This is a genomic window from Streptomyces sp. NPDC001848 (genome assembly GCF_042891915.1).
Classification (GTDB): Bacteria; Actinomycetota; Actinomycetes; order Streptomycetales; family Streptomycetaceae; genus Streptomyces.
Genome location: NZ_JBIATP010000024.1, coordinates 28,162 through 43,495, shown reverse-complemented (window position 1 = coordinate 43,495; position 15,334 = coordinate 28,162). Strand labels below are relative to the sequence as shown.

General features: G+C 69.7%; 11 protein-coding genes. 9 read left to right on the top strand and 2 right to left on the bottom strand.

Annotation, left to right across the window (positions count from 1 at the left end; genetic code table 11):
* The first annotated feature begins 191 nt into the window (after positions 1–191).
* The gene (locus ACFYZJ_RS35040; RefSeq protein WP_388575218.1) at positions 192–1,583 is read left to right on the top strand and encodes an MFS transporter; all 1,392 of its coding nucleotides are present in this window, start codon (positions 192–194) and stop codon (positions 1,581–1,583) included.
* A gap of 341 nt (positions 1,584–1,924) precedes the next feature.
* Positions 1,925–2,380 carry a DUF6884 domain-containing protein gene (locus tag ACFYZJ_RS35035; RefSeq protein WP_388575215.1) on the top strand — a complete coding sequence of 152 codons (456 nt, stop codon included), beginning with the start codon at positions 1,925–1,927 and terminating at the stop codon, positions 2,378–2,380.
* A gap of 183 nt (positions 2,381–2,563) precedes the next feature.
* On the opposite strand, the gene ACFYZJ_RS35030 is transcribed toward ACFYZJ_RS35035, so the two are convergent.
* Positions 2,564–3,427: a TRM11 family SAM-dependent methyltransferase gene (locus tag ACFYZJ_RS35030; protein WP_388575212.1), complete on the bottom strand. Its 864-nt coding sequence runs from the start codon at positions 3,425–3,427 to the stop codon at positions 2,564–2,566.
* Positions 3,428–3,453: 26 nt separating this feature from the next.
* Positions 3,454–4,116, bottom strand: a complete 663-nt coding sequence (locus ACFYZJ_RS35025) for a hypothetical protein (RefSeq protein ID WP_388575209.1) — start codon at positions 4,114–4,116, stop codon at positions 3,454–3,456.
* Positions 4,117–4,572: 456 nt separating this feature from the next.
* Between ACFYZJ_RS35025 and ACFYZJ_RS35020 the strand changes: the two genes are divergently transcribed.
* From ACFYZJ_RS35020 to ACFYZJ_RS34990, 7 genes are all read left to right on the top strand, one after another.
* On the top strand, positions 4,573–5,364 hold the full coding sequence (locus ACFYZJ_RS35020) for a hypothetical protein (RefSeq protein ID WP_388575206.1): 792 nt from the start codon (positions 4,573–4,575) through the stop codon (positions 5,362–5,364).
* A gap of 1,031 nt (positions 5,365–6,395) precedes the next feature.
* Positions 6,396–7,124 (top strand): hypothetical protein, encoded by a 729-nt coding sequence (locus tag ACFYZJ_RS35015; RefSeq protein WP_388575203.1) that lies wholly within the window; start codon positions 6,396–6,398, stop codon positions 7,122–7,124.
* A gap of 693 nt (positions 7,125–7,817) precedes the next feature.
* Complete coding sequence (locus ACFYZJ_RS35010) at positions 7,818–8,153, top strand: pilin (protein WP_388575200.1); 336 nt, start codon at positions 7,818–7,820, stop codon at positions 8,151–8,153.
* 365 nt (positions 8,154–8,518) lie between these two features.
* Positions 8,519–10,108 (top strand): hypothetical protein, encoded by a 1,590-nt coding sequence (locus ACFYZJ_RS35005; protein WP_388575197.1) that lies wholly within the window; start codon positions 8,519–8,521, stop codon positions 10,106–10,108.
* Between the two features lie 6 nt (positions 10,109–10,114).
* Positions 10,115–11,065 carry a PrgI family protein gene (locus ACFYZJ_RS35000; protein WP_388575195.1) on the top strand — a complete coding sequence of 317 codons (951 nt, stop codon included), beginning with the start codon at positions 10,115–10,117 and terminating at the stop codon, positions 11,063–11,065.
* Positions 11,062–12,921 (top strand): VirB4 family type IV secretion system protein, encoded by a 1,860-nt coding sequence (locus ACFYZJ_RS34995; RefSeq protein WP_388575192.1) that lies wholly within the window; start codon positions 11,062–11,064, stop codon positions 12,919–12,921. Before ACFYZJ_RS35000 ends, ACFYZJ_RS34995 begins: the two co-directional genes overlap by 4 nt.
* A gap of 128 nt (positions 12,922–13,049) precedes the next feature.
* A complete protein-coding gene (locus ACFYZJ_RS34990) occupies positions 13,050–15,323 on the top strand; it encodes a type IV secretory system conjugative DNA transfer family protein (protein WP_388575189.1) in 2,274 nt (757 codons plus the stop codon).
* Positions 15,324–15,334: the final 11 nt, after the last annotated feature.

The window sequence follows — 15,334 nt, the reverse complement described above, 5'->3', positions numbered from 1 at the left end:
TGGCGCCTGCGAGTTGAAAACCTCAGGAAATGTCCGTTGGGCCGGGCCCGCTTGCTGCTTCTCCTCCTGAGACGGCGTCCGCGGAGACGGCGGCGGCCCGACCGTATAGAAGGCGATCAGTGATGACTCCGATCAGTCCCACTCCCGAACCGGATCCGCGCAGGTGGCGCGCGCTCGGGATCATCTGCCTCGTGCAGGTGATGCTGCTCCTCGATGTGACCGTGGTCAATGTCGCACTTCCCCCCATCCAGCACGATCTCGGCTTCACGACCACGGGCCTGGCATGGGTCGTCAACGGCTACACCGTCACCTACGGTGGGCTGCTGATGCTTGGCGGACGCCTGGGTGACCTGCTCGGCCGCAGACGCCTCTTCCTGACTGGCTTGGCGATCTTCGCGCTGGCGTCGGCGGGCGCGGGAGTGGCCCAGCAAGCCGGTGTACTGATCGCCGGCCGCTTCGTACAGGGCGTCGGTGCGGCACTCGTCAGCCCGGCGGCCCTGTCCCTGGTGACGCTGCTGTTCACACAGCGGCAGGAAAGGGCACGGGCCATGGCCATCTGGAGCGGCCTGGCCGGAGTTGGGGTAGCCCTTGGAGTCGTGCTCTCGGGCATCCTGACCACCATCGCCTCCTGGCGTTGGATATTCTTCATCAATCTGCCCATCGCCGCGTTCGCGTTTTTCGCCACTTTCAGGCTCGTCTCCGAAAGCCGGGCTACCAAGCGCGGTCGGCCTGATGTCCTCGGCGCCGTCACGGTCACCCTCGGTCTGCTCCTGGTCGTGTTCGGCCTCCTGGAGAAGGACAGTCACGTATGGTTCTCGTTCCCCGTCCTGGGTTGCGTCGTGATCGGTGTGCTCTGCCTGATCGGCTTCGTGCTGGTGGAGGCTCACGTGGCCCAGCCCCTGGTGCCCCTCGCATTCTTGCGCTCACGTAACCGGAGCATCGCCAACATCGTGCGCATCTGCTACTACGTCGGGTTCGCCACCCTTTTCTTCTCACTGAGCCTGTATGTCCAGCGCATACTGCACTTTTCCGCGCTGGCGACCGGATTCGCCTTTGTACCGTTCGGGTTGGTCATTCTCTTCAGCGCCACTGTGATGGCACCACGTCTCCTTCCCCGGTTCGGTCTGCGGGCCCTGAACGGAGGAGGGCTTGCGGTCACCACGGTCGGCTACGTCCTCCTTGCCGGCCTCAGCAGCCACGGCACCTATGTGGCCGACGTACTGCCCGGACTGATCCTCGTGCCGCTGGGAGGCGGCCTCGTCCTCGTCGGATCCACTGTCGCCGGAGTGGACGGCGCCACCGGCGAGGACGCGGGCATCGCCACCAGCATGAACAATGCGTCCATGCAGTTCGGCAGCGCCGTCGGTCTGGCTGCCCTGGTCTCACTGGGCACCGGCCACGCCGCCGTGCTGCGGCGTGCGGGCGCCGACCAGGTGACCGCCGCCGCGCACGGTTACGCCTTCAGCTTCACCATCGCCGCCGGCATGACGGCCTTCGGTGCGTTCCTCGGCTTCCTCGGGATCCACCCGACGCCGGCCGAGACTCCGACGGTGAGGACCAACACCAAGGAGCGCGTGGTCTGACGTGCCGCTGGCGGCGGAAGCGAGGGGCCGCGGCGGGCCTGGCGGAACGGTGCTGCCGCTGCGCGTCAGGGGACAGAGTGGGCCTGCTCGAAGAGGCCGAGTGTGCACAAGCTGTTCGTGCTACGGCGGCATTGCCGGATCTGAGCTTCCATCGGCCGCGTCCCCTGCCCCTCCCGTGGACGCCTCAGGCCGGTCATCCGGCATGACCCTGTTCTTCTCGAACTCCGCTCCGCCATAGCCATCCCCCGGCTCGACCGCCCGGCAGGCGGGTCTCCACCAGAACACGCCAGGCGCGCACACAACCAGTACTGCTCACATCACAGCACAGGCAGGACCCAGACATGACCACAAACGACCATCTCGACTACTTCAAGCCGCAACTCGTCGTCATCCCGTGCGGCAGCCGCAAACTGGGCTCGCCCGCGCGCTCCGCAGACATGTACGTAGGCTCCTACCACCGGGCATGCCGCAAGGCCGCCGACGCACTGCAACCTGACCTGCTGCTCATTCTCTCCGCACGCCACGGGCTCCTCGACCTCGACGACGTCATCGAGCCATACGACACACCTCATGGCGTAGCCGACGCGGTAACGAGCCAGGTCCTTCTGGAACAGGCAACCGTGCGTGACATCATGGGCCTTGACCCGGTGGTGGCCCTCGGCGGTGCACGACACATCAGCCTCGTGCGCTCCGTCTGGCCGCACGTCCACACGCCGTTGGCCGGAGCACGCGGTATGGGTGAGCAAATGGCCCGGCTTGCAGCATTGCGCGAGGGACGGGGCATGCCTCTGACATGACGCTTCGTGCGGCGACCCCGAGGCCTCGCCGCCATGTGCGGACGTGTCCGTCGAACTTGGCATGCGGCTTGCCCTCGGAGACTGGCGTGCCCACGCCAGCCCTGGTGTAGAAGGCTGGCCTGGGTCGCCGAGCAGGTTGGGTCCGCTTTGCGTCACAGGCCTTGGGTGGCGAGCCTTTTTCAGTCAGTGGGCGAGGGGCGGGCTCATTTCGGGCCGGGTGAACACGAGTACGTCTTCGTGCTGAATGACGGAGAGGGGGATGCCGGCGCGGCGGGCGTCGCGCACGTTCTTCATCTGGAAGAAGGAGGGGCGGGTGATCAATCTGCTGTCGCGGATTCCGGCGAGGAGGGCCACGCAGCGCTCTGTCGGGGTGAGTCCGGCGGCCTTACCCGCTCCCAGGACGGCGGAGGGCAGGTCGATGAGTTCGCCGTGTTCGCGCCACGGGCGGGTGGTGACGACCACTGTGCCGCCTGGGCGGAGCGCCTTGCGACACTGCGTGAGGATGTCGGTGAAGGCTTCCAGGAGTTGGTCGGTGGAGACGTGGGCGAGGTTGGACGGGTCATGGCTGTAGCGGTGGTCCTTTTTCAGCACGCCGGGAGTGCCAGTCTCCTTGGTGGAACGTACTTGGCCGTGGACGGAGCTGCCGTAAGGCGGTGAGGTGACTACGAGGGCGACCCGGCCGCGGTGCTCCTCACCGATGAGGGTGGTCAGGCGGCGGCCGTCGCCGCATACGACCTCGCCGCGCCCACCTCCTGTCATGGTGATGATGTGACGAACGTTGGCGCTGGCGAGCGCGGCCCAGCGGGGCTCGTATTCGGTGCCGATGGCCTGGCGGTCGAGTCGGATGGCTTCGACGAGGGTGGTGCCGATGCCGCACATCGGGTCGAGGACGAGGTCCCCGGGGCGGGTGTAGGTGGAGATCGCGTGAGCGGCGATTCCGGGCAGCATTTTGGCCGGGTGGGCGGCCGATCCCGGCACGTAGTTGTTCTTTCGCTGCTTGGGCGCGGAGGTGGGAGCGGTGTTCCAGATCGAGACCGGAGAGGTCACGGGCTGTTCTCCTCGTGGACGGTGGGCTACGCGTGTCGGATGACGCCGAGGGCGATGAGGTCGCAGTGGGTGACGCCCGGGGAGGCGTCGGAGGGCGGCAGGGCCACAAGCTGGTCGCCGTCCGGGTGGGCGTAGGCGACGACGATGTGCTGCAGGTAGCGGAAGCCTGCGGTGCGGGCGGCCGCGATCAGGGCTCCGAGTGGGTCGGTGAGGCGGCCGGAGTCGCGGAGCTGCCGGGTGGCCAGGAGCAGGTAGCCGTCGTCGGGGAGGAGTCGGTGGGCGCGATGGAAGAAGCCGGGCCAGCCGTCCTCTGTCGTACCGGGCATGTCACCGGCGGTCGAGACCATGGTTTCGCGGGGAGCGGGGAGCGCATCGGGGTGGAGTTCGGCCAGGAGGATCCGCATGCGCTTGGGGGCGTCCTCGGTGACTGGGTGTGTGGTGAAGGCGTTGGCGGGGATGCGGGCGTGGACGCCCGGATGCATGTCGCGGATCGCGATCTTCAACAGCGGCACAGGCAGGTGGTCGGGGTGTCCGACGAAGTCGGTGCGGGCCTTGTCGATGGCCCAGGCTGGAAGGACGCAGCCTGGGATCGGGGCGGTGTTGGGTTCGTCGGCGTCCGGGAGCCAGATTGTGGTCTGCAGGGAGCTGCCGTGGTTTTGCGTCTTGCGGAGGGCGGTGAACGGGTTCATGGCGGGTGTGGCGCCGGCGATCAGGCGACTGGGCTCGTGCTGACACCCAGTCATAGGGAATAGCTGCCGGCGAGTTGCCATTGGGCGGGCACGTCGAAAACACGGTTCGGGCAGCACGAGGTGACCGAGGCATGATCCGCCTCGTCTACAGCAGGGGCTTTGAGCTGATGTGTGGGGAGCCAGTGTCGGTCCATCGGCGAGCCAGGCCAGGACCACACGTGCGGCCGCGTACGTGTGGCAAGACTCGGCCGCAGGATTCTTCTTAGTTCGATTTCTTGGACTGCGTGCGAAAAGTTCGGCAGCCCATTGGGCATGGTTCGTGGGCGAGTTTTCGTACAGGCCGGTCCATTGGTCCGGGCGTGCCACTGACGTGGTCTGCCGGTGGGCCGGGGATGGTTCGGGGGCCTGGGAGACGTGGCGGCGGAAGTCCTCCGTAACGTCTCAGGGAGTGCCCTCATGCAGCGCCGTCACGCAGTTCGCCGTCCCGTCGCCGCCCGCCAGTCGAGCACCGTCCGTTCCCCACTCATGGAGCTGGAGCAGGCGTTCCTCTCCCTTGTCCAGGGAGTGGAGCCGCTCACGATGCCCGCCCGCCTCGTGTGCGACGAGCCAGACCGGGCCGCTTGGCCGGTGGACCTGATCCGTACCCATCTGGCTCACCCCTCCACCCGGCCGGAGCTGCGCGAGCAGACCTGGCGTGAGGTGATCAGGCGCGCCCGGTCTCTGGGCGCGCCGTGGGACGTGGTCGCGGTGGCCATGTCCGTGCCTGTCCTGCGCCGGATGCTCGCCCGGCTGGCTCGGCCCGCTCAGCTGGAGCGGGCCGAGGTCGAGCAGGAGGCCCTGGCCGGGGTCGCCGCGGCACTGTGCACCGTCGACCTCGACGGTGAACGGCTGGATCGTGAGCTGTTCCGGGCCGCTGACCGGGCCGTGCACCGTCTGGTGTACGCGGCACGGCAGAAGTGCCTGCGCGAGAGCGACCTTGAGGTCGACCACCCCAGGCACCCAGGCATGATGCTCGCCGAGGAGGTCGGTGAGCCGGTGGACGAGTTCACCGTGCTGGCGCAGGCGCTGCAGGCCGGCGTGGTGACTGCGGAAGAGGCGCGGCTCATCGCCCGCACGCGGCTGCACGGCGAGCAGATGAAGGCTCTGGCAGGTGAGTGGGGGGTGAGCTGGCGGCAGCTGTACCGGCACCGAAGCGCCGCGGAGCAGCACCTGACGGCCTATTTGAGGCACCGGATCCAGGAGCGTTAGGCAGGGCCGTTCGGGCGACTTTCCTGGCGGGACGTCAATGCCCGGCGTCTGCTTTTCCATACACGGTGACGGCGGTTGAAGCCCCTCGCGCATCAGCCGCCTCTCCGGCTCCCGGTCCGGTGCATGTGCCGGGCATGGGCCGGGTCTCCTGAGTGGTGTGGGGTGAGCACGACTGTCTCGTGCTGACACCCGAGATCTCAGCCTGTCAGCTCTCCGAAGGAGGTTGGCGCCGGGCCCAGGGTCTGCTCACCTCACACCGCCTCCCCTTTTCTCGTCGCCGTGCCCGGTGAGGTGTGTGTCACTGTGCTGGCCAGGTACCGTCGTTGTGCGGGCCGGGTGGGCTGTGTGTCCCCCAGCTTTGCTGTCTGAGCTCAGTCGCGTTCTTCGCGTCAGCGGCACTGCCCACTGAGCACGAGCAGGTGTGGCCGGTAGACGCCCCCCGGCGGTGACAGCAGCCTCGGGCTTGACGGGCAGGCTGGCTCCGCCAACGCCATGCCTCGCCGCCGTCGGCCTCTGTCTGGCACGCGCTCTGCTCCTTCTTCACCCTCACGAAGACGATCACCGCATACCGACGTGCCCTCACCGAGCTGATGGACCGGATCAGCCCGACCGATCGGCCCGTCGGGGATGGTGCTGCCGCTCGGCAGGCCGTGCGGCCAGCCGCCGACGCGGACCACGGGGACGGCACTGCCAAAGTGGTCCCCACCGATCCGGACACCGATCCATCGGCCGATACGCCGCCGCTCTCCGAACTTCTCGACACCGGTCGCACGCTACCCACGAACCGCTCTGACGTGGGACGACACCGATCGGCTGACGGGCGCTTGACTTCATGCCCGCGTCCGAGCGTCCATGGTCGTGGCCGACCTGCCGAGCCGGATCACGGACCACCTTGATCCCCCACGTGGTCGGCCGCGTCCGCCCGGAACACACGCGATGCGCACGCGCCGGCGACACCTGCGGCCCGTACGGGCTCGCACCCCGGCCGGGGACCTCACTCCTTACACGCCTTTGGGAAGCGAGGCCCCTTCATGTCCGACACCACGATCGCCGACCAGCTGGCCGGTCTGTCCCCCGCCGTCATCAGCGTCTACACGCAACTGGTGGCCTTCACCGAACCGGCCAGCGTTGATGACATTGCCCAGGCCGCCACAACCGCCCGCTCCAGCACCTTTAAGCATCTCGTAGTCCTGGAGAAGCGAGGCCTCGCCCACCGCGACCGAGGAATCCAGAACGGCCGCAGCCGCCGCCCCGATCTGTGGCGTGCCACCCACACCGAGCCCAGCCCCACTCCCAAGGAGCACCCCGTCTACGAGGAACCGCCCAAGTCCACGCCCGCCACCGGGCCCGCCGATGAACCGGCTGTAGACACCGCGGTCCTGGAAACGAAGCCAGACCAGCCCACCGCGGACGAGGCCGAGGAGAGCCCTGACGCCCCGGAGGCCGAACAGGCTGCCCCTGCTGCGGCCCTGCCCGCCCAGCGCACCGAACCCGTCGATCCGACCGGGCCCGCCCCCGTCGCTTCCCTGCCCGGTGGAAACAAGCGCCTTGCCTCTGGAGGCCTCCGTCAACTCGTCATCGACCACCTCAACGCCCACCCCGGTGAAGCCTTCACCGCCACCAGGATCAGCCGGATGATCGACCGCTCTTCCGGCGCCATCGCCAATGCCCTCGTCATCCTCGCCAAGCAGGGCCTTGCCGAACAGGTCACCGACCGCCCGCGCACCTACCGCGCGGCGACGCCGGAGCGGACCGCGTAGTTCATCGCACAACAAATCGGGCCGGGCCGGTTCCTGGTAACGGAGGGAACCAACCCGGCGGCCGGTGAGCCGTGCCTAGTGGTGACCTCGCCTTCCTAGCGCCGGCGGTCCCGCTCCGTGAACAGCCTCGAAGTATCAACTGCACGCACAGTGCCCAGCTCGGGCGCTGACCGGAGGAACCCGACGCGACTCGCTCCCAGGAGCGATGCCCGGCGCCGTTTGTGCACGTCACCTGGGATGCGAGCCAGTCGCGTGCCATCTGCGAGCCACCACCGGGCCACTGTCAGCAGCCATACAAATGGGGGGGAGGTCGGAGACAAAGCACCCAAGCGGGGAACGCTCAGCGGCCGGATGTCAATGTGCGCCCCGGAGGTCTCTATTCAGGGTGACAGGGGCCCAACCTCGCTTCGTGGCGGCCGCACGGTCCGGGTGACGGCCGGTGCGCCCGCCAAGCCCCGCCCGGGGCCAGGTGAATGCGGCCCGTCTCGTGCTGACACTCGGCAAACCCCTGCCGTCGTCATGCCGGACAGGTCGCCGCCGGACCCAAGGGTGCTGCGTACCCCCTGCCGCTACAGCCGCGACCCGACTCGTCGTGCCTGGGTCCTTCGTTCCTTTGTGCCATGAAGCTTCGTTGGAGGTGCGTCCGCTGTGTTCCCAAGACTTGGCCGACCACGTCGACAGTCCGCCTTCCGAGTGGGCCGCTACGCGATCCGGCTGGGGTTCACCACCGCCTGCACCGTCTTCGTGCTGCTGGCTGACCCGCCGCACGTGTGGGCGGTCGCGGACATCCCGACCGTCATCGCCAATCTGCGGAACTGGATCGTCGGCATCCTCGCTGCACTGGCCACTCTGTTTCTCACCCTCGGCGGGCTGCGCTACCTGATGGCCGGCGGCGACCCCGGAGAAGTCGAGGCTGCCAAGCGGGCCTTGAAGGCTGCGGCCATCGGGTACGGGCTGGCGGTCCTCGCTCCGGTGATCGTGACTGTGCTGCAGGGCATCGTCGGCACCGGCGGTGGGAGCGGACAATGACCCCTACCAGGCGTTGCGTCCACGTTCTATTCCTGCTGTCCGCTCTGACGGTCCTCGCCCTGGTAACGCTGTCCACCGCGCGCGCCTCCGCCCACACGACGTACCCGACCACTTACGCGCCGACAGTTCCAAAACCGCCTGAACCTCCTCCCACGCCCGGCCCTACCGCCCCTGCCCCGGCTTCCGGGGCGAATCACCGGCCAGATCCCGCGCCCGGTCCGATTCCTGCGCCGGGCCGCCCGGCGCCCGCGCCGGAACGGCCTTCACCACCGCAGCCGGCGCCGGGGCCCAGCTCGTCGGCGTGCGAGGCCACGGGCATCGGATGCGACAAGGCCAGTGACTGGGGCTTCCTCGATATCCCCGGCATGATCGTGAACGCGATCACCTCGTTCCTCGGCATGCTGATCGAGCAGATCATGAAGCCGGTCAGGGAGTTCCTCGCCGACACCCTGCTGGCCACCCCCGACGTCACCCAGCACGCGGACATCAAACGGCTCTGGACCGCCAGCCTGGGGATCACGGCGGGAATCTACGTGCTGTTCGTGACCGCGGGCGGCATCACAGTCATGGGCTATGAGACCGTCCAGACCCGCTACGCCCTCAAGCAGATCGCTCCGCGCCTGCTGCTGGGCATGGCCGCCGCCGCCTCGTCGCTGACGGTGATGGGCAAGGCCATCAGCCTGTCCAACGCCCTGGCCCACGCGATCATGGCCACCGATCTATCGGATGCCGGGCAGGGCATGGTGGAGCGCGTCCTGCCCTTCGCCTTGTTCGGCGCCGGTGGGTTACAGCTGTACGTGCTGCTCCTGGCGATCGTGATGATCGCGCTGGTGGTCGCGGTGCTCCTCGGCTTCCTCATGCGCGTCGCGGTGATGGCGCTGCTGGCCGTGGCCGCACCCCTGATGCTGGCGTGTCACGCGCATCCGCTGACCGATCCGGTCGCCCGCCTGTGGTGGCGGGCCCTTGCCGGGTGTCTGGTCATCCAGGTCGCCCAGTCGATGACGTTCGTCCTTGCCCTGAAGCTGTTCTTTGCACCTGGCGCCACGACGCTCGGCATCCCCAAGTCCGATCAGCTGGGCACGGTGCTGGCCGGAGTGGCCCTGTTCTGGGTGCTGTTCAAGATTCCTGGCTGGACTTTGCAGGTCGTCCTGCGCGGCACCCCCGTCCACCATCCTCACGCGCCTGCGGGGGTACGGATGATCAAGCACCTGGCCATGTACCGACTCATGGACCGCTACCTGCCCGGCGTGGGCCTGCTGCGCCGCCCGGGCCGGGGAGGTGGCGCAGGGGGACCCGGACCAAGGCGTGGTGGACCGGGAGGCGGAGGTGGCCGGCCTGGGGGCGGCGGAGGGAGCGGGGGCCGGCCGCCGGGGTCCGGCTCTGGCCGTGGTGGGGGGCTTCGCGGCCAAGGCAGTGGCTGGCTGGCGCGCAGTCGTGCTGGCGTGAACTCTGCCAGTCGGGCGGGATCCGCCGCGCAGCCCGCCCCCGTCGGTCCAGCCACACGCCGTCGAAGCCGCGCAGGCACCGTCAGCGGCGCGAACACCGCCCCGGGTACGGCCGGTGCTCCTCAGACCCCGGGCACTCCAATTGCCAGACCCGCTGTGCGGCGTCGCAGCCCGATCGCTGCTTCCCCCGTCCGTACGCCGAGAGGCCCTCACGCTGTGGTCCATCCCGCCCGGGCCCGCCGCATCCGGCAGTTGGCTCTCCCCATCACCGCCCAGCGCACCCCGGCACGCCCACCTCAGCCCACCCAGATGTGGCTGCCGATCCGTGCTGAACGCGCCGTCCCCGGCCCGCGGCCGGTCCCCCGCGCCCTGACCACCCCCCCGCCGGCGCCCACTGCCCCTGGCCTGCGTGCGCGCCAGCTGGCCCTGCCCGTGCCCGCGCCACGCGTCCGTGCCCGGCCGCCGCGCCCCATGCAGCTACGGCTCCCCCTGGAATCGCCCCGGAGGTAACACCGCATGAGCCCCACCGACGAGTCGTCGGACTCCTCCTATGCCACGCGTATCCCTGCGGACATCTCCCGCCCTGACCGGCTCCTGGGCCCGTTCACCGCCCGACAGACCGCCATCCTCGCCATCGCCGGAGTGGTGCTGTACGGCGGCTGGTGGGCCACCCGCTCCTTCATGGCGCCGCTCGCCTACGTGACCCTGGTGATCCCCATCGCCGGAGCAGTGGCAGCGCTCGCGCTGGGACAGAGGGAGGGCATCGGCCTGGACCGGTTCCTGGCCGCCGCCCTCCTGCACGCACGCACTCCGAAGCGACGCGTGCATGCCCCGGAAGGCATCCCGCCGCTGCCCGCCGCCGTCCCCGGCCACTGGGCAAAAGCGGCTGGACCCGCTCCTGCTGCGATGGACATGCCGTACGACGGCATCACCGCAGGCGGCGTACTCGACCTAGGAGGCGACGGCCAAGCTGCCTTGGCGACGTGCTCCACAGTCAACTTCGAACTGCGCTCGGCGGCCGAACAGCAGGCCCTGACCGCGGCGTTCGCGCGCTGGCTCAACTCCCTGACCGGCCCCACCCAGCTGCTGGTGCGCTGCCACCGCCTCGATCTCGCCCCGCTCGCCGACACGCTCCAGCAGGAGGCAGCCGCGCTCCCGCACCCGGCGCTGGAGAGGGCCGCCCGTGCGCACGCCGACTTCCTCACCGACCTCGCCACCGGCGGCAACCTGCTGGGCCGGCAGATCGTGCTGGTCGCCCGCGAGGAGGCCGCACCGCACATGCTGCGGCGGAGAACGGGCGAGGGACGGGCCCTGCAGCGCCTCGACGAGGCCGTCCGAGCCCTGGCCGCCGCCGAGGTCACCGTCACGCCCCTGGATGCCGAGCGGAGCGCCGAGCTGGTCAGTACGGCCTGCAACCCCGGCACCCCCACCCCGTCCTCCACAGAGACAGAAGGCGACTCCGCATGATCCGACTGCGCTTCGGTCCTCGCCGCTCCGCGTCCCCGACCACGGGCATCGACGCCGCCGAACTGCTCCACGTGAGCGGCCCTGAGGCCATCGAGGTGCACGCCCGCACCCTCGCCATCGGCGCCCACCTGACCACCACACTGGTGGTCACCGGCTACCCGGCCGAGGTCACCCCCGGCTGGCTGGCCCCGCTGCTCAACTTCCCCGGCCACCTCGATGTTGCCCTGCACATCGAGCCCGTCCCCAACCCCGTGGCCGCCGCCGGACTGAAAAAGCAGCGCGCCCGCCTGGAGTCGGGCCGCCGTACCGGCTTCGACAAGGGGCACCTGGACGACCCGGAAGTCGAGGCCGCCGCAGCGGACGCCGCAGAGCTTGCGTATCGCATCGCCCGCGGGGAGGGAAAGCTCTTCCACGTCGCCCTCTACCTGACCGTGCATGCACCGGATGAGGAGAGGCTGGCCGAGCAGGCCGCCGCCGTCCGGGCGGTCGCCGAGTCGCTGCTCATGACGGTCGCCCTGACCACCTACCGGGCCCTGCCGGGTTGGCTGGCCACCCTTCCTCTCGGCATCGACACGTTGAAGATCCGCCGCACGTTCGACACCGCAGCGCTCGCCGCCTGCTTCCCTTTCACCAGCCCCGATCTGACCCTCCCCAGCGGCAAGGACGGTGCGGCGTCAGGGGTGCTGTACGGGTTGAACGCGGTCTCCGGCGCCCCGGTGCTGTGGGACCGCTTCGCGCAGGACAACTACAACTCCATCACCCTGGCCCGCTCCGGCGCCGGCAAGTCCTACCTCGCCAAACTCGAATTGCTCCGGCTGCTGTTCACCGGCGTGACAGCCTGCGTGATCGACCCTGAGGACGAGTACGTCCGCCTCGCGGAAACCGTCGGCGGCCACGTCATCGCCCTCGGCGCCGACGGTGTGCGCCTCAACCCCTTCGACCTCCCAGCCGCGACACCCGGGGGCGAGGACGTCCTGACGCGACGGGTGCTGTTCCTGCACACGTTCCTGGCCGTCCTGCTGGGCTCTGAACTGACCGCAGGCGAGAAAGCGGTGCTAGACCGGGCCATCCTCGCCGCGTACGCGAAGGCCGGGATCACCGGTGACGCGCGTACCTGGCAGCGCACGCCGCCCACACTGGCCGACCTGGCGTCCGTCCTGGCCGGGGACGGAAGCGAGACGGCAACGCAGCTCGCCGAGCGGCTGGTCCCCTACACGACCGGCTCCCACGCCCGGCTGTTCAACGGCCACAGCACCACCGCCACCTCCGGGCACCTGGTGGTTTTCGCGCTCCGCCAGTTGCCGGAGGAGGTCAAGGCTCCGGCGATGCTGCTGGCGTTGGATGCGACCTGGAGGCAAGTCACCGCCCGCCAAGGCTCCGGCCGCCATCTGGTGGTGGTCGATGAGGCGTGGCTGCTGATGCGGGACGGCGCCGGCGCCCGGTTCTTGTTCCGTATGGCCAAGGCTGCCCGAAAGTACTGGACCGGCCTGGCTGTGATCACCCAGGACGCCGACGACGTCCTGTCCTCCCCGCTGGGCCGGGCCATCGTGTCCAACGCGGCCACGCAGATCCTGCTGCGCCAGGCCCCGCAGGCGATGGACACCATCAGCGAGAACTTCCACCTCTGCCACGGCGAGCGGGAGTTCCTGCTGTCCGCTACACGAGGCGAGGCTCTGCTGCTGACCGGCGACCGCCGCCACAAGGTCGCGCTGATCAGCATCGCAGCCCCCGGCGAACACGAAGTAGTCACCACAGATCCCGGCGAGATCGCGGCCACCCTGCACCCAGACGCCGACCTCGACTCCGATGACTCTGGCATCGATGAACCTGTGGGAGACGGGGGGTGGGAGCTGTGACGGCGGAGGGACTTCTCGTCGCTGTCCAACCGCATGGATGGCTGGTGGACTTCCTCCAGCACCCCGAATCACTCGGTATCACCTCGCTTTCGGCGGCCGTGGACTGGTGTGCCGCGTGTGCCCCCGTCTTGGTCCCTGCGGTCCTCGTCTCCACGGTGTGTGGGCGTGCCGCCTGGCGCCGCCTGCTGCGCTCACGGCAGCAGCGCTTCGCCGACGGTGCCCGCCTGGTGGATGTCCTCGCTCCACCCCAGGTCGCTGCCAAGGGCGGGGAAGTGCTGTGGGCGCAGCTGTCCGGGCTGCTGCGCCCGTGGTGGCGGCGGATCACCACTGGCCAGCCGCATCTGGCCTTCGAATACACCTGGTACCCCACCGCACTGGCCATCCGCCTCTGGGTCCCGGGCACGGTGCCGCTCGGTCTGGTGCGCCGTGCGGTGGAAGCCGCCTGGCCCGGCTCCCACACCCGCGTCACCGAACCCCGGCCTCTGCTGCCGATGGGGCATGTGGTGACCGCGGGGCGACTGCGCACAGCCCGCCCCGACATCCTGCCCCTGCGCACCGACCACCCCACCGACCCGCTCCGGGCGCTGCTCCAGGCCGCCACCGGCATGAGCGAGGACGAATCCGCATGCGTCCAGATCCTCGCCCGCCCCGCCACCGGCCTCGCGCTGCGCCGGGCCCGCCGCCAGGCACGCCGCCTCAAAGCGGGCCGGACACCGGCACGGCTTCCCGCCCTGGCCGCGTTCCTTCTGCACCGCGCACAACCTGCTGCCACCGGCAAGCAGGATCCTGAACACGGCACCGCGGTACGGCAGTCGGCGACCAAACTCTCCGGCCCACAGTGGCAGTGCGTGATCACCTACGCGTCCACCTGCTCCCCGAAGGCGGAACGTGCCGAGGATGTGGCGCGTGGCCGGGCCCACGCCCTCGCCTCGGCCTTCGGCCTGTACGCCGACCGCAACTATTTTGCCCGCACCCGCGCACGCCATCTTGAACCTCACCTGACAGCCCGGCAGTTCCCGCCCGGCCGGCCGGTGCTGCTGTCGGTGCCGGAACTTGCGGCCCTCGCGCACCTGCCCGTCGATGCGGACGCGCCGGGCCTCCAGCGGGCCGGAGCCCGCTCGGTCCTTCCACCGCCGTCCGTTCCCGAGCCGAAGCCTGGCAACGGGGTCAAGCCCCTGGGCCGCTCGGACACCGGGGCCCGCCGTGGTGTGGGGCTCGCAGTCGCCGACGCTCGCCATCACCTCCATGTCATGGGCGCGACCGGCTCCGGCAAGTCCACCCTGGTCGCAAATCTCGTCCTGGACGACGTTCGCAGTCATCGTGGCGTCATCGTCATCGACCCCAAGGGCGACCTGGTCACCGACCTGCTGGACCGCCTCCCGGACACCTGCGCCGACCGCCTCGTCCTCATCGACCCCGACGACCCGCACACCCCGCCCTGCCTGAACGTCCTCGACGGCGCGGACATCGACGTCGTCGTCGACAACATCACCGGCATCTTCCGCCGCATCTTCACCGCCTTCTGGGGCCCACGCACCGACGACGTCATGCGCGCCGCCTGCCTGACCCTCCTCAAACACCGCGAGCGCACCCACCAACTGGTCACCCTCGCCGACGTTCCCCGCCTGCTCGGCGAGAGCGCCTACCGGCTGCGCATCATCCCCGCCCTCAAGGACCCCGTCCTGCGCGGCTTCTGGGCCTGGTACGAGTCCATGTCCGAACCGTCCCGCGCCGCCGTCGTCGGCCCCGTCATGAACAAACTGCGAGCCTTCCTGCTACGCGACTTCGCCCGCCGCGCGATTGCCGCCGGCCCCTCCACCTTCGACCTCGGCAGCGTGCTCGACGGCGGCATCCTCCTCGCCCGCCTCCCCAAAGGAGCCCTCGGCGAGGAGACCGCCCGCCTGCTCGGCTCGTTCATCGTCGCCGGCACCTGGCAGGCCGCAGCCGCCCGCGCCCGCACCCCCGAGCACACCCGGATCGACGCCACCCTCAGCATCGACGAGGCCCACAACTTCCTGACCCTCCCGTATCCGCTGGAAGACATGCTCGCAGAGGCCCGCGGCTACCGCCTGTCCATGCTGCTGGCCCACCAGCACCTCGCCCAACTCCCCCGCGACCTGCGCGAAGGCATCTCCGCCAACGCCCGCAACAAGATCTTCTTCAACGCATCCCCCGAAGACGCAAACGCCCTGGAGCGGCATACGCTCCCCACCCTGACCGCACACGACCTCGCCCACCTCGGCCCCTACCAGGCCGCCGCGCACCTGCTGACCGGCGGCGCGGAATCTGCCGCCTTCACCCTCACCACCCGGCCCCTGCCACCTGCGGTGCCCGGCCGGGCCAAAGACCTGCGCACGGCAGCCGGCGGCCGCACCGGCCCCCGCCCCGCCACCCACCCCTGAACCACACCCCC